Here is a 20,992-nt window from a genome sequence, read left to right on the forward strand (position 1 = left end):
TTTTAAGCGGCGCGAATTGTATATAAACTGGTCGAAGGGCACAAGCTATATTTATGCTTATGCCCTATAAAGCGGGATGTTTAGATAAATAGAGACGATTTAAATAAAGTGACTCACCTAACTTCGCGGCTCTCTTCCTTAATCGTCTATATCTTGCTTAGTTAGCCAGTCACCGAGTTTTTTCATATCTTCTTCGGCGGCAAAGGTCAGCTCTTCAACCCAATCATGCACATTTTCCCACCATGCGGGGTGGTCGCCCTGCTGTATTTGGTTGGCAATTTTCTGCACTCTAGCCAAGCCAACAGACCCAGCTGCGCCTTTTATTTTATGGGCTTGGGAGCACACTTCATCTTTTTCACTGGCACTTAAGCTGAGCTGCAAAATATCTAGATAAACAGGCATATTCTCTTCGAACACTTTAACACTGGTGCTGACCATTTCATGGCCAATGGTATCCACCAACATTTGCAGTAAATCCAAATCCAATATTGCGTCTAACTCTTTATCAGGCTCTTCATCTTTGGGTTTGTGGGATTCATACGGCTGTTCACTAAAGAGTGAATTAAAGACTTCAATGATTCGGCTCTTTTTAACCGGCTTAGCAATAACGTCATCCATACCGCTATCAAGGTATTCTTGACGGCGCTTAATCACATTCGCTGTCAAAGCGACGATACTGGTTTGCTCCACCAAGCTTTCTTCGTGCAACGTAGCTGCGACATCAAAGCCCGTCATGTCTGGTAGTTGAATATCAAGCAGAATCAAATCATATTGTTTATCGCGTACCATTTTAATCGCTTCGCCACCTGTCATCGCCACATCGACATGCTGATCAAGTTTTTCTAAAAGCGCTTTTGCGACCATTACATTGAGCTCTATATCCTCTACCAACAAGATATTCAGGCCACGCACTTGCAACTCTTCCACTTGCATCGGGCGATTACTAATGGGCAAGGGTAACTCCACCGAGAAGCACGTACCTTTACCTATTTCACTGCTGACTTTAATTTCACCGTTCATCAGCGACACCATTTGCTGACAGATAGCCAAACCTATCCCTGTGCCCGTGGCACTTTGATGCTCAGGCAAGTTCACTTGGTAATACATGGCGAATATTTTATCGAGCTCAGTTTGCGGAATACCCACGCCGGTATCGCCCACACGGAATGTCACATGGCTGATACCATCGCCTGAGGTTTGCGCTTCCACACTCAGGCTGACCTTGCCTTTTTGCGTGAACTTGACCGCATTGAACAGTAAGTTCCACAGAATTTGACGTAACCGGGTGCCATCAACTTCGACAAAATCAGGAAGCGGCTCTCTTATCTCAGTATCAAAAGCAAGGCCTTTATCTGCCGCAAGTAACTTAATAATGCTGCTTAATTCTTCTGTAAAATCTTTGATAGATACGGTTTTTAAAGACAGCTCAAGCTTGTCACGTCCCATGCGGTCAATATCAATAATGTCATTGAAAATGTTACCTAACGTAATACCGCTAGCATAAATCGTACTGACCCAAGCAAATTGTTCTTTATCCAGTTTGGTGTCACGCAGCATGCGACTTAAACCGACGATGCCGTTTAAAGGCGTACGCAATTCATGACTGATCGTGGCGATAAATTTAGTTTTATCTTTACTCGCCTTAGCCACAATATTCTCAGCTTGTTTACGCTCAGTAATATCACGTCCAAACGCTAATAATCCCAAGCGTTTATTGTCTTTGTCATAAAAAGGTACCTTGCGCATTTCAAAATACCCACGGCGACCATCGGCGAAGCGCAGCCAAATCTCTTCGGTAATACTGACATCGTTCTCTAAGACTTCTTGGTCACTCGCCGCCACTTGGCGAGCCAACTCTTCTTCCCACACCTCGTGCGGCGTTAGACCAATTAATTCAGCTTCAGTCAGTCCGGTCATTTGCTCGGCGACGCGGTTGCAACCGGCAAATTGTCCTTCTTCATTGCGGTAGTAAATTAAATCAGGCGAGGCATCGATAATGGAGCGTAATAACGTCGATAAACGCAGAGCCTGTTCTTCTTTTTCGGCTCTGTCTTTAATTTCGTTCTCTAGCTCTACAAATACATTTTCACGTTCTTCTTGTGCATTTTTACGCTGCTCAATTTCGTAATTTAGCTGTTTAATATTGTTTTGTAGCTCTCGGCTAAGCAAAATATCTTCTTCGCGAAGCCGTTCAAGTTGTGTCACAGCGTCCGATAGGTGCTCTCTGGAGCGCTCAAGCTGCTTAACCAACTCACTGAAGAAAAATAACACCCATGGGGCACTGACTATGGTCAGAATAATCGCACTCATAAAGTCTTCGAGCTTTACATCACCAATAATGTAAATGCGCAAAAAATACGTACCGGTCATGGTAAACACTAGGGTCAGAATAACGAACAGTACGCTGACACGCAGGGTGCCAAAACGGTTGATAAACTGGGCGAATCGAAGGGCCCAAGGTTCTACTGATTCTTCTCGCTGCATGTATCGCTCTCAAATCTAAATGTAAGGCTGTAAGCGCGACATGCTAGCAAGTTCGACCACAGGGTCAACTGATAATCGTTGGTGGCCGATGGCAATCTAAGTAGGCTTATTCTGTGTGTAAATGAGATATCTCACCGCTGTTGGCAGGTTCTAGCAGTGTTCCCACATCGATACGCGTACTTTTTATGCAGTTTTTTTGGATAATTATTCTCATAGCAATGGAGAACTGGGTGTTTGCGGAGGCTTAAATTAACTATTTATTAACACTTTACAGCAAACACTACCTTTATTTCATAGGATATAACCAAGTAAATGGAATAGGCTTAACCTACTGTTTAACATGAAGTTAATAAGTAAAACCCAACTTAATGTAAGGATTTTTCAAGCAAGTTCGCACTTCTCAATTGATTTATATATTTTAACTCGGTATTTTGTACGGCCTGCTTAGTATAAATATTCGATACTCGACTGGTATCCCCAATAATAAAAACGACAAGAATACATAGCGTGACATGGCGCAATTAGGCCACTTTTTTTGTGTGCCAAAGTTTACCCGTGAGCGCTATAGAAAAATACAGCAGCAACCTAAAACACAACCCTGACCAGTCGTCGGTTGAAGGAGTTACGTCAATGAGTTTATATAATCCTAATGATTCCAAAGACAACTGTGGATTTGGTCTAATCGCCCATACCCAAGGCGAAGCCAGCCACAAGCTTGTCATCACTGCAATTGAAGGATTGGATCGCATGCAGCACCGTGGTGGTATCGCCGCCGACGGTAAGACCGGGGATGGTTGCGGCTTGCTACTTCAAAAACCGGATGCGTTCTTTAAAGAAATAGCCGCTGAAAACGGTTGGAAATTAAGTAAAAAATACGGTGTAGGGGTTATTTTCCTCAATCAGGACGACACCTTAGCGGCCCGTGGCCGTGAAATTTTGAACGAAGAGCTAGAACGCGAAACATTGAGCGTTGCTGGCTGGCGTGTGGTACCGACAGATCACTCTGTACTAGGTGATTTAGCCGCTTCAGGTGTTCCACAAATTGAGCACGTTTTTGTTAATGCGCCTTCTGGATGGCGCAAACGAGACTTAGAACGCCGCTTATTTATGGCACGTCGCCGCGCTGAAAAGCGCATGAGCGAAGACAGCGAATTTTACATCGCTTGCTTATCCACGCTTGTGACTGTGTATAAAGGCCTTGTTATGCCAAAAGATTTGCCAAAGTTCTATTTAGACTTGGCAGATGAGCGCATGCAATCGGCGATTTGTGTATTCCACCAACGCTTCTCCACTAATACTTTGCCTAAGTGGCCATTGGCGCAGCCTTTCCGCTTCTTAGCTCATAATGGTGAAATTAACACTATTCGTGGTAACCGTGATTGGGCGCAAGCTCGAAGCAGCAAATTCGTTACCCCGTTGTTGCCTGATTTAGCCGATGCAGCCCCCTTTGTGAATACTGAAGGCTCAGATTCGTCTTCATTAGATAACATGCTTGAGCTGTTCCTCGCTGGCGGTATGGATTTATTCCGCGCTATGCGCTTACTTGTGCCACCTGCATATCAAAACAACAGCACCATGGACGACGAGTTACGCGCGTTTTACGAGTTTAACTCCATGCACATGGAGCCATGGGACGGCCCCGCCGGTATCGTATTAACCAATGGTCGTCACGTTGCCTGTAACTTGGACCGTAACGGTCTGCGTCCTGCACGTTATGTCATCACCAAAGATGGTTTAATCACTCTTGCCTCTGAAATTGGTATATGGGATTACAAACCTGAAGACGTGGTCGAGAAAGGCCGTGTAGGCCCAGGTGAAATGCTGGCGGTTGATACCTACAACGGCAAAATTTGGCGTTCTAACGAAATTGATGAAGAGCTCAAAAGCCGCCATCCTTATCGCGAATGGATCGACGAAAACATTCGTCGCTTAACGCCTGTGGAGCAATGCGATGCCTCATTAATTGGTCAACGTGTGTTTGACGACAACATGATGGCCACGTACCACAAGCTGTTCGCCTACAGCTACGAAGAGCTTCAGCAAATTGTTAAAGTGCTTGCGAAAGATGGTCAAGAAGCGGTGGGTTCAATGGGTGATGACACCCCAATGGCCGTGCTTTCGTCAAAACAGCGCACCATTTACGATTATTTCCGTCAGCAGTTTGCTCAGGTCACTAACCCGCCTATCGATCCACTACGTGAAAATCACGTTATGTCGTTAGCCACGTGTATTGGCCGTGAACAAAACGTCTTTAGTGAAACCTCAGGTTACGCTCATCGTGTATTGTTTGACTCACCCGTATTAATTTATACCGATTTAAAGCAACTGCGCGAATACAATGCTGAGCATTACTATTCTGAAGTGGTTGACCTAAACTACAAGCCAGAAGAAGGTCTGAAAAAAGCCATCTCTCGAATTTGTAATGAAGTCGAATATTTGGTCAAAACTAAACGTGCTGCGTTTGTTATCTTGTCTGATCGCAATGTCAAAGCGAACCGCTTAACCATCCCTGCAGCCATGGCTGTTGGTGCGGTGCAACGTCGCTTAATCGACAAATCACTTCGTTGTGACGCCAACATAGTCGTTGAAACCGCATCGGCTCGCGACCCACACCACTTTGCCGTATTGCTAGGCTTAGGTGCTACTGCGATTTATCCGTTCTTAGCGTATGAATCTATCGAGCAAATGGCAGATAAAGGTGAACTTGGCGTCAGCGCTATGCAAGGCGTGTTGAACTACCGTAAAGGCATCAATAAAGGTCTGTACAAGATCATGTCTAAAATGGGGATCAGCACCATTGCCAGCTACCGTAGCTCAAAGTTATTTGAAGCCATTGGTATCAATGCTGACGTCACCAAGATGTGCTTCCAAGGCGTGCCAAGTCGTTTACAAGGCGCTGGTTTTGAAGACTTCGAACAAGACCAAATTAACTTAAGCCGTGTGGCGTGGTTAAAACGCAAGCCTGTCGATCACGGTGGTTTATTAAAATACGTGCATGGCGGTGAGTATCACGCTTATAACCCAGACGTTGTCACCAGCTTACAAAAAGCGGTTGTCAGTGGTAAGTACGACGATTATCGCGTGTTTAGTACTCTGGTGAATGAACGCTCCCCCAGTCACTTCCGTGATTTGCTTGCCCTTAAAGCGCAAAATCCAGCAATTGATATTAGCGAAGTTGAACCGGCTGAAAACTTATTCAAGCGTTTCGATACCGCTGCTATGTCAATCGGAGCACTGAGCCCTGAGGCTCACGAAGCCTTGGCGATTGCGATGAACCGCTTAGGTGGCAAATCAAACTCAGGTGAGGGCGGTGAAGATCCAGCGCGTTTCAACACTGAGAAAAACTCCAAGATCAAGCAAGTCGCATCCGGTCGCTTTGGGGTCACGCCGCATTACTTAGTCAATGCTGAAGTGATTCAAATCAAAGTCGCCCAAGGTGCCAAGCCAGGTGAAGGTGGTCAGTTACCGGGTGACAAGGTCAACAGCTACATCGCAGAGCTACGCTTTGCCGTGCCAGGCGTGACGCTTATTTCACCGCCGCCTCATCACGATATTTACTCTATCGAAGATTTAGCTCAGTTAATTTTTGACTTGAAACAAGTTAACCCGACTGCACAAATTTCAGTGAAATTAGTATCTGAGCCGGGCGTGGGAACCATCGCTACCGGTGTTGCTAAAGCCTATGCCGATTTGATTACCATTTCAGGTTATGACGGCGGCACAGGTGCGAGCCCACTAACGTCTGTTAAGTATGCTGGTAGTCCGTTTGAGCTTGGCCTTGCTGAAACCCAACAAGCGCTGGTTGAAAACGGTTTACGCCACAAAGTACGCGTACAAACCGACGGCGGCCTTAAAACCGGTCTAGATGTAATAAAAGGCGCCATTTTAGGGGCTGAAAGCTTCGGCTTTGGTACTGGCCCAATGGTGGCGTTAGGGTGTAAATACCTAAGAATTTGCCACCTGAACAACTGTGCGACAGGCGTAGCAACTCAAGACGAAAAACTACGGGAAAACTACTTCATTGGTTTACCCGAAATGGTAATGAACTACTTCAAGTTTATTGCCGAAGAAGTGCGTGAAATCATGGCATCTATTGGTGTAACCAAGCTTGATGACTTGATTGGGCGTACGGAATTGCTTGAAATACTGCCTGGTGTAACCGCCAAGCAAAGCCATTTGGACTTAAGCCCTATTTTGGCTAAGCCAAAAGCGGGTACGCATACCAAGTTGTTCTGTTCAGAAATTGCCAATAACCCTCTGGATAAAGGCGACTTGAACGTACAAATTTTAAATGACGCTCAAGGTGCCGTCGCTTCATTGCGCGGTGCATCGTTAAAGTACAACGTTCGCAACACTGACCGTTCAGTGGGAGCCATGCTCTCTGGTGCAATTGCTAAAGTACATGGCAACCAAGGCATGCACGACGCGCCTATTCACATTCAGCTTACCGGTACAGTCGGTCAAAGCTTTGGTGTATGGAACGCAGGTGGCCTTGAAATGCACTTAGTGGGCGATGCCAACGATTATGTAGGCAAAGGCATGACAGGCGGTAAATTGGTTATCAGTAACCCAACCAACATCAGCTTTGACCCACATGTGAGCGCGATAATGGGTAACACTTGTTTGTACGGTGCAACAGGCGGCAAATTGTTCGCTGCGGGACGTGCAGGTGAGCGCTTCGGTGTCCGTAACTCAGGTGCTGTCGCGGTTGTAGAAGGTACAGGCGACAACGCGTGTGAATACATGACAGGCGGTATTGTTGCGGTCCTTGGCGCCGTTGGCGTTAACTTTGGTGCAGGTATGACAGGTGGTTTTGCCTACATTCTGGATGTATTAGACGATATTGAACATCGTATCAACCCTGAACTAGTGGAGATTATGGGCATTGAAGACAAGGTTATTTTGTCTGAGCACTTGCGTGGCCTCATCAATCAACACTACGAAGAAACAGGCAGCGAGTACGCCATGGGCTTACTCAACAACTTCAATGAAGTGTTGTCTAAATTCCGCTTAATTAAGCCTAAGACCAGTAATGTGAAAAATCTGTTGGGGCACATTAGTCGCTCATCATCAGAACTTAGCATTCAGGCCCAATAAGTAGCAGGACGAGAATCATATGTCTAAAAACGTATACCAATTTGTTGACGTAGAACGTATCGACCCGCCCAAAAAGCCGATCGTTGTTCGTAAAGCAGAATTCGCTGAAATCTATCAGCCTTTGACCCAATCGCAAACAGAGGGTCAAGCTGACCGCTGTTTAGATTGCGGTAACCCGTATTGTGAATGGAAATGCCCAGTGCATAACTTTATCCCTCAGTGGCTCGAATTAGCCAACCAAGGGAAAATTTTAGAAGCGGCTGAGCTTTCTCACAAAACCAACAGTTTGCCTGAAGTCTGTGGCCGTGTTTGTCCACAAGACCGTTTATGTGAAGGCGCGTGTACCTTAAACGATGACTTTGGTGCCGTCACCATTGGCAGTATTGAAAAATACATTACTGATACCGCCTTTCAGATGGGCTGGCGTCCTGACATGTCAGGTGTTGTAGCCACCAACAAGAAAGTCGCCATTGTCGGTGCAGGGCCTGCTGGCCTTGCCTGTGCGGATATTCTAGTACGTAATGGCGTCAAACCCGTTGTGTATGACAAATACCCAGAAATCGGCGGCTTGCTGACCTTCGGTATTCCGGCCTTTAAGCTTGAGAAAGACGTGATCACCCGTCGTCGTGAAATTTTCACTGAAATGGGCGTCGAGTTTGTACTCAATACTGAAATCGGCAAAGACATCGACTTTCAAACCTTGCTTGATGAATACGATTCCGTGTTCTTAGGCATGGGGACGTACAAGCCAATGCAAGGTGGTTTTGCGAATGAAGGCGCACCGGGTGTTTACGAAGCCCTGCCCTTCTTGATTGCCAACATTAACCGTCACCTTAAGTTTGAAAAATCAGCGGATGAATTCGTTGATATGAAAGGCAAAAAGGTCGTGGTGTTAGGCGGTGGTGATACCACCATGGATTGCGTACGTACATCTATTCGCCAAGGCGCCACAGATGTTATCTGTGCCTATCGTCGTGATGAAGACAGCATGCCTGGTTCACGCCGTGAAGTAGTTAACGCCAAAGAAGAAGGCGTTGAATTCACCTTTAACGTACAACCACTGGATATCGAACTAGATGCCAATGGTAATGCGTGTGGCGTACGCTGCGTGAAAACCGAAATGGGCGAGCCGGATGCAGAAGGCCGTCGTCGTCCTGTTGTCATCGAAGGCTCAGAACATGTCATTGAAGCTGACGCAGTCATCATCGCGTTTGGCTTTCAGCCTAGCCCTGCGGGCTGGTTTGGTGACTACGGTATTATCCTGGATGAAAAGGGTCGTGTACGCGCTCCTGCTAAAGGAAAGTATGCATTTCAAACGTCTAATCCTAAGATCTTCTCTGGTGGCGATATGGTGCGAGGCTCTGATCTAGTCGTTACTGCTATTTTCGAAGGCCGCGAAGCCGCAGAAGGTATGCTCGACTACATGGGCGTGTAAGCACCCCCAAGTCTACTGACGTATCACACTGAATAAAAAGGAGCTTAGGCTCCTTTTTTTGTGGCTCTTTTTCGTCATTTGGGCACAGCGCGATACCCTATTCACTTTGCCACTTATCAGTAAAACTCACACTTAGTCCATTAGCCTAAAAAATACCCAATACAATATTTGTATATGGCGCTACTGATGATCATGGGTTAGCGTAAACACATGACTTATTGAGGTATTAGCGCTATGACGACCACGATTACTCTACCCAACATCATGCAAATTGGCGCAGGCGCCATTAACGCTCTACCCGCGACCCTTGAAAGCCTTGGCTGCCAATACCCGTGCATCATCACCGACGCCACTATGGTCACCCTTGGCTATACCGATAAGATCACTACCTTACTAAAAGCGCAAAACATAGATTACGGCCTATTTAGCGAGACCATGGCTGAGCCAAGTGAAGATTCCATCCTGCCTGCGGTCCATTTGGTTCGTCAGGGAAGGTACGATTGCTTGCTAGCATTAGGGGGCGGCAGCGCCATTGATACTGCCAAAGCGATTGCATTATTAGCGACCCACGGCGGCACCATGCGCGATTACAAAATGCCCCGCACGGTTCATATGCGTAGCATGCCAGTGATTGCTATTCCTACCACCGCAGGCACCGGCTCAGAAGCGACCCAAGCCACCATCATTACCGATGCCAGCACAGACGAGAAAATGCTATGCATGGGGCCAGGCTTGATGCCCATGGCTGCCATAGTGGATTACGAACTCACCCTGAGCTTGCCCATGCGCATAGCGGCTGATACAGGCATTGATGCACTCACCCATGCAATAGAAGCCTTTGTCAGTCGCAAAGCGAATCTGTTTAGCGATCAGCAGGCCATCGCCGCCATGAAACTCATTGGGCAGAATTTACTGCGCACCTGTCAAGACCCGACAGATTTTCAAGCCCGGGAAGCCGTTATGCTCGGGGCGACCCTTGCTGGTGTCGCCTTTTCAAACGCCTCTGTTGCCTTAGTGCATGGTATGAGCCGCCCATTGGGGGTGCATTTTCATGTCCCCCATGGGCTAAGTAATGCCATGTTACTGCCCACTGTCACGGAATTTTCCATCAGCAGCGCCCCTACACGCTATGCCCAGTGCGCACTGTATATGGGATTGGTGAATGACTTTGCAGATGAAAACCAAGCGCACCAAGCACTGCTTAGCCAACTTAGGCTTATTAATACGACATTGAAGGTTCCAACGTTAGCGGAGTTTGGCGTACAAAAAGATATGTTCAATAACACCTTGGCGTTAATGGCAGAGCAAGCTCTTGCCTCGGGCTCGCCGAACAACAACCCACGCTTGGCGAGTAAAGATGAAATCATCGCGTTGTATAAAACCGCTTGGGATAGTAAATAGCAAGCTGCGGCAACCTTGATCGTTACCTTAGTCGATACCTTTGTCGTTATCGTTAGAAAAGTACCCAACAAAAAAGGAACCTAGGCTCCTTTTTCTTTATTTCTAATTTATCAACTACTTACTCATCTATTACCGACGTATTGACTCAGCAATCGCGAATGGCGGGATTTAAGCGCTCACATTCTCGGCTTCCACTTCTTGGGCAATCTGCGTTAATGCTTGCTCAAACACGGAAGCAGGCTGACCGCCACTGATCAAATGTTTGTTGTTCACGATAACCGCAGGGACTGAACTAATCCCGTTAGATTGGTATAAGTGCTGTGCTTCGCGCACCTCTTGGGTGTACTTACCCGAGGTCAATACTTCTTGGGCAGCGGCTTTATCAAGCCCAACACGCTCAACCACAGCGAGCAATTGCTCGTGGTTACTTGGGTCACCACTTTCTTTGAAGTACAAATCGAACAAGGCCAACTTAAGCTCTGTTTGTTTGCCTGCCTCTTCTGCCCAGTGCAACAACCTGTGCGCATCGAAGGTATTGTAAATACGACCACCGCCTCGATTACCAAACTCGTAACCCACATCTAGGCCGCGCTGCTTAATCATTTCGCGGTTCTGCTCACTTTGTTCAACACTGATGCCGTATTTCTCGGTGATATGCTCAACAATTTCTTGGCCCTCTGGGGGCATGTTCGGGTTCAATTCGAACGGCTGCCAAGTGATATCCGCTGCAACTTTACCGTCAAGTTTGCCTAGTGCTTCATCCAAGGCTTTATAACCTATGATGCACCATGGGCACGACACGTCAGAAACGATATCTATTTTAAGGGGGGTAGCCATAATTTAACTCCTAATTGCTCAGCAAAACACAGTAGCGTGTTGCCGTTTAATAACCATTAGATTGGTCTTGCTTTGCTGATATTCAAGCGCAACACCAAAAACACATCCTTAAAGCCAGTCAATCATTCGGTCGCATTCACAAAGATAAAGGCATGTAAGCGCAAGCATCAGCCCATCAAAATGCCGGTGAATCTTAGCGGGCTAAGTAGCAAGACCGTGGTAAATGAAAAAAAAATGCACTTTTCGTAAAAAAATACGAAATTTTTGACGATTTAACTTGAGATAATTTCCCCTAACCCCATTTATGACCGCAGAACAAATTTCTGAGTAAGGTGAAAACCATGCTCATTTTAACCGTCCGAGTAATCGGCAACTTAAACCTTTATTAACATTGGAATTTTCAGGAGATTTGAAAATGGCAATTCGTCCTTTAAACGATCGCGTTATCGTTAAGCGTCACGAACAAGAAAGCAAATCTGCCGGCGGCATCGTATTAACGGGCTCAGCAGCAGAAAAATCAACTCGCGGTGAAGTTATCGCTGTCGGCAATGGTCGCACACTTGATAACGGCGAAGTGAAAGCTGTTGACGTTAAAATCGGCGACATCGTAATTTTCAACGACGGTTACGGCGTGAAAACAGAGAAGCTAGACGGCGAAGAAGTATTGATCCTTAGCGAAAACGACATCCTAGCAGTAGTCGAGTAATCAACCGTTAACCAAATTTAGAGGAATTAATATCATGGCAGCAAAAGAAGTACGTTTTTCTGATGACGCTCGCGTAAAAATGCTAGCAGGCGTTAACATTCTAGCTAACGCAGTAAAAGTTACCCTAGGTCCTAAAGGCCGTAACGTAGTGTTAGACAAGTCATTCGGCGCACCTACCATCACTAAAGATGGTGTATCCGTAGCCAAAGAAATCGAATTAGAAGATAAATTCGAAAACATGGGCGCACAAATGGTGAAAGAAGTTGCTTCTAAAGCCAATGACGAAGCTGGTGACGGAACAACTACCGCAACGGTACTTGCACAGTCTATCGTGACTGAAGGCCTGAAAGCCGTTGCAGCAGGTATGAACCCAATGGATCTTAAGCGCGGTATCGACAAAGCAGTTATTGCTGCGGTTGAACAGCTTAAAACCCTTTCTGTTCCATGTGCAGACAGCAAAGCGATTGCCCAAGTAGGTACTATCTCTGCTAACTCTGACACTGAAGTAGGCGACCTTATCGCTGAAGCAATGGACAAAGTAGGCAAAGAAGGCGTTATCACAGTTGAAGAAGGCCAATCTCTACAAAACGAACTAGAAGTGGTAGAAGGTATGCAGTTCGACCGTGGTTACCTATCTCCATACTTCATGAACAACCAAGAAAACGGCACTGTAGAACTAGACAGCCCGTTTATCCTATTGGTTGACAAAAAAGTATCTAACATCCGTGAATTACTACCGACCCTTGAAGCAGTAGCAAAAGCCTCTAAGCCTTTGTTAATCATCGCTGAAGACGTTGAAGGTGAAGCACTTGCTACGCTAGTTGTGAACAACATGCGCGGTATCGTTAAAGTGGCTGCTGTTAAAGCACCAGGTTTCGGTGACCGTCGTAAAGCCATGCTCCAAGATCTTGCCACCTTAACAGGCGGTACTGTGATTTCTGAAGAAATCGGTCTAGAGCTTGAAAAAGTGACCCTAGAAGATTTAGGCACAGCTAAGCGTGTTGTTATCAACAAAGACAACACCACAGTGGTTGACGGTGCTGGCGAAGAAGAAGCGATCCAAGGCCGTGTTGCTCAAATACGCGCTCAAATCGAAGAATCAAGCTCAGACTACGACAAAGAGAAGCTTCAAGAACGTCTAGCTAAACTAGCTGGCGGTGTTGCGGTTATCAAAGTTGGCGCAGCCACTGAAGTTGAAATGAAAGAGAAGAAAGACCGCGTTGAAGATGCATTACACGCAACTCGCGCAGCGGTTGAAGAAGGCGTAGTTGCCGGTGGTGGTGTTGCACTAGTCCGTGCCGCGTCTAAAATTGTTGACCTTCAAGGCGACAACGAAGACCAAACACACGGCATTAAATTGCTACTTCGCGCAATGGAATCGCCAATGCGTCAAATCGCCGCTAACGCCGGTGCAGAAGCATCAGTAGTGACTAACGCCGTTAAAAACGGCGCTGACAACTACGGTTACAACGCAGGTAACGACACTTACGGCGATATGCTAGAGATGGGTATCCTTGACCCAACTAAAGTAACGCGTTCTGCACTACAGTTCGCAGCATCAATCGCAAGTTTGATGATCACAACTGAAGCGATGATCGCTGAAGCACCGAAAGAAGATGCACCTGCAATGCCTGATATGGGCGGCATGGGTGGTATGGGTGGAATGGGCGGCATGATGTAAATCATGTTTCTCAAAGCTCCGCTTTGAAATCTTAGGAAACCCGCTTCGGCGGGTTTTTTATTGCTTGTTTTTTATGGCTTTCAGCCACTTTATGCACTGCGTGCACTTTATGTGCTTCGCACACTATGCGCGTTGCTTACTTATGCGCTGCGCTCACCTTATGGGCTTCGCCCACGTCATCCATGACGTATTTTCAAACCGCGTCCCGCGGCTCGAGTAACTCTTTCTTCAACAGCTAAGAAAGAGTCACCAGAAAGAAGCCGGCTCCAGCACACTTTCTGATCCGCTAACAAGAGCGCCTTTATTGTCAAAACGGCGTGAGGAAACATCCCTGTAAAGCAACACCCCTTGTCCAGACGTCCCTGTCTGGCCATCTGACAAGTCGCTATCGTTACCGGGAAAGTGTGAGTCGCAAAAAGACAAAAGCAGCGACTTCGCCGCCAATACATTCGCCTTGATCACTCTAATGAGAACTATATTTATGGGCAATTTTATATGCTTTTTCATCAACAGTTCCGGTAAACAGCAAGATCTTGGAAGTTTTCCGTATTTCCACAAGAGCAAATTTAAGAAATGGAAAAAATTTAACCTGTACAACAAGTTACGGTGTATGCTAATAAAGATAGATAAGGAAAGATGGAAAATTTTCGAGTTTAAATGCGGAACTTTTCCCACAATCAATGTTGCTAAATGGTACATGGAATCGCGCAATGAGTAGATACGATAAAGTTGATTTAGCTTACGATTTTTTAGTAACAAAAGAAAAAGAAACAGAAGCATTTACCATTATACAGTTAGCTGAAGCTACAGGTTGGAGTATAGGTACATGTAGTACATACCCTTCTAAACGCTGGCATCAATATGTGGTAAAAGATGGAACTCAATATTCTAGCTCTGGTATTTCATATCTTAGTAAAGAAGAGTTTCGGAGTGTACATAGCCAAAAGCTTCAAAAAACTACCGACCTGTCAACAAAAGGAATATTGGTTCATAAAGCGAAAGAATTCGCTTTACTTGCTGTTTCCACTTACAACAACCCGTATACAGAATTTAAGACTTATGGTTTTATTGTAAATATAGTTATTGCTTATACATCACTATTTCACGCAATCTTTGAAAAGCGAGGTTCTGATTATTTCTACCTAGACAACGATGGAAATCCAATACTGATCGAGGGTGAAGAGAAAGCCTGGGAACTTGGTGAGTGTAGTGACGCTTACTGGAAAGGTGAGTCAAGTGCCGAAAAAGCCAATATTAAATTTCTTATTGGCTTAAGGAACAAAATTGAGCATAGAAGTTTACCTGCCATTGATTTAGCTGTTTGTGGAGAATGCCAATCGGCGTTAAGCAATTTTGAAACTTTGCTTGTCGAAGAATTTGGCGATGACCACGCTTTGACTGCAAGTTTAGCTATTGCGATGCAATTAACCAGAATCAGTGAGCAAGCACAACTTGATTCACTAAAACAACTGCAAAAAGAGAGTTATAAAGTTGTCCGTGAATACATGGAAACTTATAGAAATGACCTAAATGATGACGTTGTTCAAAGCCAAAAATATAGAATTAGGGCTTTCTTGGTTCCGAAATTAGGTAATCACGCTACGTCAGCTGACATTGCGGTAGAGTTTTTAAATGTAAATAACTTAAGTGATGAAGAAATTGCAAACTATGAGCAAGGTGTTGCTTTTATTAAAGGGATTGAAAATCCTTTTAAACTAAAACCGTCAAAAGTTGTTGAATTAGTCGCTAAGAAAATTAAAGGGTTTAATATGACCCTGCATACGAAGTGCTGGAAGTTTTATGATGCAAGGCCTAGAGAAATTGATGCTACTTTTAAAGGTGAATATTCGAGTTATATCGAAGGTTTTGATCACTACTTATATTCAATGAAGTGGGTGAGTTTTTTGATTAAAGAGTTAAAAAACAAACAAAAAATGGCAGAAGTAAAAGTACACGGAATTTAACAAGAGACTATGGCGTCAATAGCTAATTTGTAGTCTTCGGCGCTTCCCACATGACCCCGTCTCTGAGCATTGAATTTAAGATAACAACCATCTTTCTAATGCACGCAATAATAGCCACTTTCTTAGGCTTTCCTGCTGCGACTAATCGTTGATATGTTTCCTTAAATACGGGGTTACTTTGTATCGCTGACATCATCGCCATGTACAAAACGGTTCTGACTTGATGTCTGCCACCTTGGATTTTCCGCAACCCTTTATAGCGCCCACTTTCTCGATTCATGGGAGCCACACCGACTAACGCAGAGGCTTGTTTGTTGGTCATGTAACCTAACTCTGGCAGGTTACTGATGATGGAAGCGGAGGCTATTTTTCCTATTCCTTTCATGCTCTGTAAGATGCAATTCTTCGCTTGATAATCAGGACAAGATTCAATGAGCGCGACAATTTTATTCTCGATTTTGGTTATCTGATTCTTAAAGGCAGTGAGAATAGGTTTGATGGTCATGGCGAGTTCTTTTGGTAGAATTTGCAGGCGGTTTTTTTCCATTGTTTGCATGACGAGCAATTGATTTCGCCTTGCAACTAAATCACTCATAGCCTGCATAGTATCTGGTTTTAGTTGAGATAACTTAGGCTGAATAGCTTCACCATAATGAGCAATCAATTGAGCATCTAGTTTGTCTGTTTTAGCTCGCTGACCTATCGCCCCAGCAAAGCGTTTAATGTGAATGGGATTGGCGACAACGAAGGGTAAATTAGCATTTGCACACGCGATAATAAACGGCATTTCTAATCGGCCAGTTGCTTCAATGACGATACGCCCAGGCGAATGCTGTTGGATTTTTTTAATGGCTTCTTTGATACCCTTTTCATCGTTAGAAACAGTGAAATAAATATCGTGAGGGCGGATATAAATATCCAATTGAAACTTGCCCGTATCGACACCGACGTTAACGCTTTGATTTGTTTTTGGATTCATAATAAGCTAACTCTTGCTTGCATAATGCGGGTTGAGACCCAGTAGACTATTCGAGTGTTTTGCTTGGAGTCCTTTGTGGTGTTCTTTCTTGTTATCGGTCTCTCAACTGAGGAGCCATCGCTCAATCGAACTACCACAAAAGAAGGCTTTAGTTGCTGCTAAAGCTTGGGTCTCACTTTACCTCACCCCGATTAAAATCAGGATGATTTACCTGAGTTATTATCCATACAAGCGCTTTAAACGGAACTAAAGCAGTTCGCTCAGTTTCGCTTCGCCACAAATTATAGCCAACAATTTTAGTCCGCTTAAGCCGGCGTTAGCTCCTACAAGGAAGTTCTATGGATATACAGGAAACATTGTTCTGGGGAGTAATTTCAGGTGTTATAATAATAGGGGTCAGAGTCGAATTATGAATAATAATAGGGGTCAGAGTCGAATTAAGCGGTATGTGGCCAGTCGTTAACATCAATTAATAGGGTTGAGTCGCTGAAAGGCAGATATAGCGACTTTGTCTCCAGCACATACCCTTCGCTTATCCTCTAAAAGTTGGCTTGGGTATGGCTAATATCAGTTTTAGCATCTCTGACAACTAGGATTGATCACCGTCCAAGATAATACTCATTGTAATCCCCGCCACTTGAGTAGAAGCGTGTTGCGCTATGCGCTGTATAGAGGTACGTTGCTGACTCAGAAATTTATGAGAGGTGGCTAAGCAAGGCGAGCTAACTACCTTTGATGAGACTGTTGAAACGTATTGGCAACGTTTGTACGACATAAGCTGGTTTATGCACGACGTAAATGAGTACATTGCCAGCGAAGCCAATAAAGAGGACGGCTGCATTGGCTTTTTTCATTCGCCGCCGCCCTTGCCGCTCACCCTGCGGGCCAGCTAAAGCTGTTCTAATTTATACCCGATAAATTAGTGGAAGAGGGCAATTTAAATCACAGGCATTGTTAGATGAAATTGTCGTATTAGCCTGTTTAGCCTAGGTGGATTTAAACCCCCATTCGTCCGAAAAGGGCAAAAACGCTTGAAACATCAAAGCACACCAGTATTAAAAAACGTATTTTCGCCGCCAGAAAGCAACAGTCTCACCTCTGCGTTTCATGCCCTTTGTAAGAAATCCCCTTTAAAATATGTCTCGAGGTATCGCTTAGTCACTAAAGAACTATTGTGAGCTCGTAGATACAACAGGTCGTTGTATTCGTGATGACAAAGCTAGCCATATTGATAATACTCGCAGCCCCATTCTAGAAAGATTCTGTTTGCATTCTGCTCAGTGGTTAACCTTGACCACTGATTTTTATATGCACTTCTGCTACGGGGCTGGTTCAGAACAATTGATTAAAGCGTTAAACGATAATACCCATCGTCAACGACTGAGAGGAATGACTAAAGCCAGAGAGGGTTTCAACTAATAAACTTCAAGCATAATTTATAGCGTAGATGTTTGCCTAAAAAAAGACCTTGCTCGCCATTTCTATTTTCAACACTTACTATTCCAACCAAATCATCAATTCATCGGATTAAAAAAACACTCACTATTCTTGAGGGTAATTCTTTCTTGAAACTGTGAGATTATTTATTCAGTTTTTAAAAATGGGGTCTATGTGAGCTTGTTCCTATGTAAGCCTGGAACGATGACCACTAATATCTTAAATACAACCAACAATCTTTCATATGTTAAGGCGCTTTCAAAAAAAAATTGAAAGTGTTTTTGGCTGGGGCTGATGTTTCGATAGCAATAATGTCATTACTATACTTGCAACTAAAGTCTGACCCTACCCTTACAAGGAACACCCCTATGAAAGCTGTTGGATTCAAAACGCCTGGAAAAATCACACGCAAAGATGCACTAATAGACATCACTCTGGACAAGCCTGTAGCATCTGGGCGAGATTTACTGGTGAAAATTCACGCAGTTTCCGTTAATCCAGCGGACTCGGCAGCTCGAAAGATGATGGCAGACCCCGAAGGCGGCTATACCGTAATCGGCTATGATGGCGCAGGCGTCGTTGAAGCCATTGGCGATGACGTTACATTATTCGAAGTCGGAGATGAGGTTTATTATTCGGGCACCATTGATCGTCTCGGCACCAATGCTGAATTCCATTTGGTTGATGAGCGTATCGTTGGGCATAAACCGACCAGCATAAGCCACGCAGAAGCAGCTGCTTTACCTTTAACAACACTTGCTGCTTGGGAAGGAATCTTTGACCGTCTTGACGTAAACCGTCCTGTACCGGAAGGCAATAATCTTATACTGGTCATTGGCGGGTCCGGCGGTGTTGGCACAATCGCGATTCAAATGCTTCGCGCGATAACTAACCTAACCATTATCTCAACAGCCTCCACGCCCGAGACAACTGCTTGGGTTAAAAAACTAGGTGCGCACCACGTGATCAATCACCACGAACCGATTGCCGCTCAGGTTACTGCCCTTGGATTTGGAGCGCCAGGATTTGTTCTTTCAACAAATGGCACTGCCGGACATATTCCACAAATTGCAGAACTGATCGCACCACAAGGTCGCTTCACCCCAGTAGATGCTGCAGGGGCGGTAGATCTGCAACCTTTCGGTATGAAATCTGTATCGATCAACAATTTCACGATGTTCACGCGACCTTTATTCCATACCCCAGATATGCGTGTTCAGGGTGAAATACTGAATGAAGTTGCCAAGCTGGTCGATGCCGGAAAGATTAAATCAACGGTAACAAACGTGCTTGGCAAAATCGATGCTAAAACCTTGATAGAGGCGCATACCCAGATCGAAAGCGGCAAAACACGTGGGAAAATTGTACTCGAAGGATTTTAGAACGCGTTTGATAATTCGCAGGCTCAGTACTTATAAATAGCTACTTATTTTCCTAATCCAACTCAACTCACGGCATTTTTTTCGAATAGGATATTTATTATGAAAGATATTACAAACCACTACGATGATTTTCACTTGCAATATATCGCTGGTGAATGGCGAGAAGGCTCTACAAGCCGATACTTTGACAGCATTGATCCCTACACAGGTAAAACTCTTGCAACTATAAAGATGGCGGATAAGAACGATCTTGATGCTGCATTTGTAAAAGCTAAAGAAGCACAGATTACATGGTCCGCTGCAATGCCTTCTGAACGCGCTGCTGTCATGCGCCGCGCTGTTGAAATATTTGATGCGCGCCACGACGAAATCATTGATTGGCTCATTCACGAGTCAGGTAGCACACGCATCAAAGCTGAGATTGAACTTGGTTCGGCACGCAATATCACGGAAGAAGCCGCAACGTTCCCAAACCGTGTGCAAGGACGTATTTTAGCCTCTAACCTGCCTGGTATGGAGAGCCGTGTTTATCGCAAAGCGCTGGGGGTAGTAGGTGTGATTAGCCCATGGAATTTCCCCCTTCATCTGTCGCAGCGTTCTGTTGCGCCCGCGCTCGCACTTGGCAATGCTGTCGTTTTGAAACCTGCTAGCGATACGCCAGTTACCGGTGGTCTTATCATCGCCAAAATATTTGAAGAGGCCGGTTTACCCGCAGGTGTATTGAGTGTTGTTATCGGTGCAGGCTCAGATATTGGCGATGCCTTTGTTGAACACGCTGTTCCCTCTATGATCTCCTTTACTGGCTCAACACCCGTAGGCCGTGGCATTGGCCGCATTGCTGGTGGCGGTGAGCATTTAAAACGGGTTGCACTGGAGCTAGGTGGCAATAATGCATTTGTCGCCTTAGCAGACGCTAATGTAGACGATGCTGTCAGTGCTGCCATCATGGGTAAGTTCTTACATCAAGGACAGATCTGTATGGCGATTAATCGCATCATCGTCGAAGCACCGATTTATGATGAATTTGTTGAAAAATTTGTTGCTCATGCAAAAACGCTTAAGTATGGCAACCCTTCAGATAGCGATACAGTAATTGGGCCCATTATCAACGCCAAACAATTAGATGGCCTGAAGAAAAAGATTGAGTTGGCAAAGGTTGAAGGCGCCGCTGTCTTGCTTGAAGGAAACGCCGAAGGTAATGTTTTACCGCCACATATTTTTTCCGATGTGAAGCCTGACATGGAAATTGCTCATGAAGAGATATTTGGCCCCCTCGTTGGTATCCAAAAAGCACGTGATGAAGCGCACGCCTTAGAGTTAGCAAATGCCAGCACTTTTGGATTGTCGGGTGCCGTTTACTCTGGTGACTTGGAACGCGGCGTTGAGTTTGCAAAACGCATTGTAACGGGTATGACGCACGTCAACGATAGCTCCATTGCAGATGATGCCAATGCGCCTTTTGGCGGCGAACAAAACTCAGGTTTGGGCCGGTTCAATGGAGAATGGGCTATCGAGGAGTTCACAACCGATCATTGGATCACCGTACAGCGCACCCCGCGCCAATATCCGTTTTAAACTAACATCTACTC

General features: G+C 45.2%; 11 protein-coding genes and 1 pseudogene. 9 read left to right on the forward strand and 3 right to left on the reverse strand.

The annotated features are described in order from the left end of the window. Window positions 1-138: 138 nt before the first annotated feature. A complete protein-coding gene (gene arcB, locus PATL_RS19190; RefSeq protein WP_011576462.1) occupies window positions 139-2,484 on the reverse strand; it encodes an aerobic respiration two-component sensor histidine kinase ArcB in 2,346 nt (781 codons plus the stop codon). Between the two features lie 630 nt (window positions 2,485-3,114). On the opposite strand from arcB, the gene gltB reads away from it, so the two are divergent. The 3 genes from gltB (at window position 3,115) to PATL_RS19205 (ending at window position 10,417) form a co-directional block, all read left to right on the forward strand. Next, window positions 3,115-7,581: a glutamate synthase large subunit gene (gene gltB / locus PATL_RS19195; protein ID WP_011576463.1), complete on the forward strand. Its 4,467-nt coding sequence runs from the start codon at window positions 3,115-3,117 to the stop codon at window positions 7,579-7,581. Between the two features lie 19 nt (window positions 7,582-7,600). Then, entirely contained in the window at window positions 7,601-9,016 is a 1,416-nt protein-coding gene (locus PATL_RS19200) for an FAD-dependent oxidoreductase (protein ID WP_011576464.1), read from the forward strand. A 234-nt stretch (window positions 9,017-9,250) separates the two neighbouring features. Next, window positions 9,251-10,417, forward strand: a complete 1,167-nt coding sequence (locus tag PATL_RS19205; protein ID WP_011576465.1) for an iron-containing alcohol dehydrogenase — start codon at window positions 9,251-9,253, stop codon at window positions 10,415-10,417. Between the two features lie 168 nt (window positions 10,418-10,585). Here the strand turns inward: PATL_RS19205 and PATL_RS19210 are convergent, their stop codons facing one another. Continuing rightward, window positions 10,586-11,254 (reverse strand): DsbA family oxidoreductase, encoded by a 669-nt coding sequence (locus PATL_RS19210; protein ID WP_011576466.1) that lies wholly within the window; start codon window positions 11,252-11,254, stop codon window positions 10,586-10,588. A gap of 415 nt (window positions 11,255-11,669) precedes the next feature. On the opposite strand from PATL_RS19210, the gene PATL_RS19215 reads away from it, so the two are divergent. The 3 genes from PATL_RS19215 to PATL_RS19230 all read left to right on the forward strand — a co-directional run bounded on the left by PATL_RS19215 (window position 11,670) and on the right by PATL_RS19230 (window position 15,605). Further along, window positions 11,670-11,960, forward strand: a complete 291-nt coding sequence (locus tag PATL_RS19215; protein ID WP_006991724.1) for a co-chaperone GroES — start codon at window positions 11,670-11,672, stop codon at window positions 11,958-11,960. 34 nt (window positions 11,961-11,994) lie between these two features. After that, entirely contained in the window at window positions 11,995-13,641 is a 1,647-nt protein-coding gene (groL, locus tag PATL_RS19220) for a chaperonin GroEL (protein WP_011576467.1), read from the forward strand. A 710-nt stretch (window positions 13,642-14,351) separates the two neighbouring features. After that, a complete protein-coding gene (locus PATL_RS19230) occupies window positions 14,352-15,605 on the forward strand; it encodes a DUF3644 domain-containing protein (RefSeq protein ID WP_041714098.1) in 1,254 nt (417 codons plus the stop codon). A gap of 22 nt (window positions 15,606-15,627) precedes the next feature. Here PATL_RS19230 and PATL_RS19235 read toward each other — a convergent pair whose 3' ends face one another. Then, complete coding sequence (locus PATL_RS19235) at window positions 15,628-16,584, reverse strand: IS110-like element IS492 family transposase (protein WP_011573729.1); 957 nt, start codon at window positions 16,582-16,584, stop codon at window positions 15,628-15,630. Between the two features lie 649 nt (window positions 16,585-17,233). Here PATL_RS19235 and PATL_RS22990 point away from each other — a divergent pair. The 3 genes and pseudogenes from PATL_RS22990 to PATL_RS19250 all read left to right on the forward strand — a co-directional run. Beyond that, window positions 17,234-18,003, forward strand: a pseudogene (locus PATL_RS22990) (hypothetical protein); the annotation flags it as partial. 386 nt (window positions 18,004-18,389) lie between these two features. Next, window positions 18,390-19,403, forward strand: a complete 1,014-nt coding sequence (locus PATL_RS19245; protein ID WP_011576470.1) for a zinc-binding alcohol dehydrogenase family protein — start codon at window positions 18,390-18,392, stop codon at window positions 19,401-19,403. Between the two features lie 99 nt (window positions 19,404-19,502). Next, entirely contained in the window at window positions 19,503-20,978 is a 1,476-nt protein-coding gene (locus tag PATL_RS19250) for an aldehyde dehydrogenase family protein (protein WP_011576471.1), read from the forward strand. Window positions 20,979-20,992 lie beyond the last annotated feature (14 nt).

The sequence above is a fragment of the Paraglaciecola sp. T6c genome (assembly GCF_000014225.1).
Lineage (GTDB): Bacteria > Pseudomonadota > Gammaproteobacteria > Enterobacterales > Alteromonadaceae > Paraglaciecola > Paraglaciecola atlantica_A.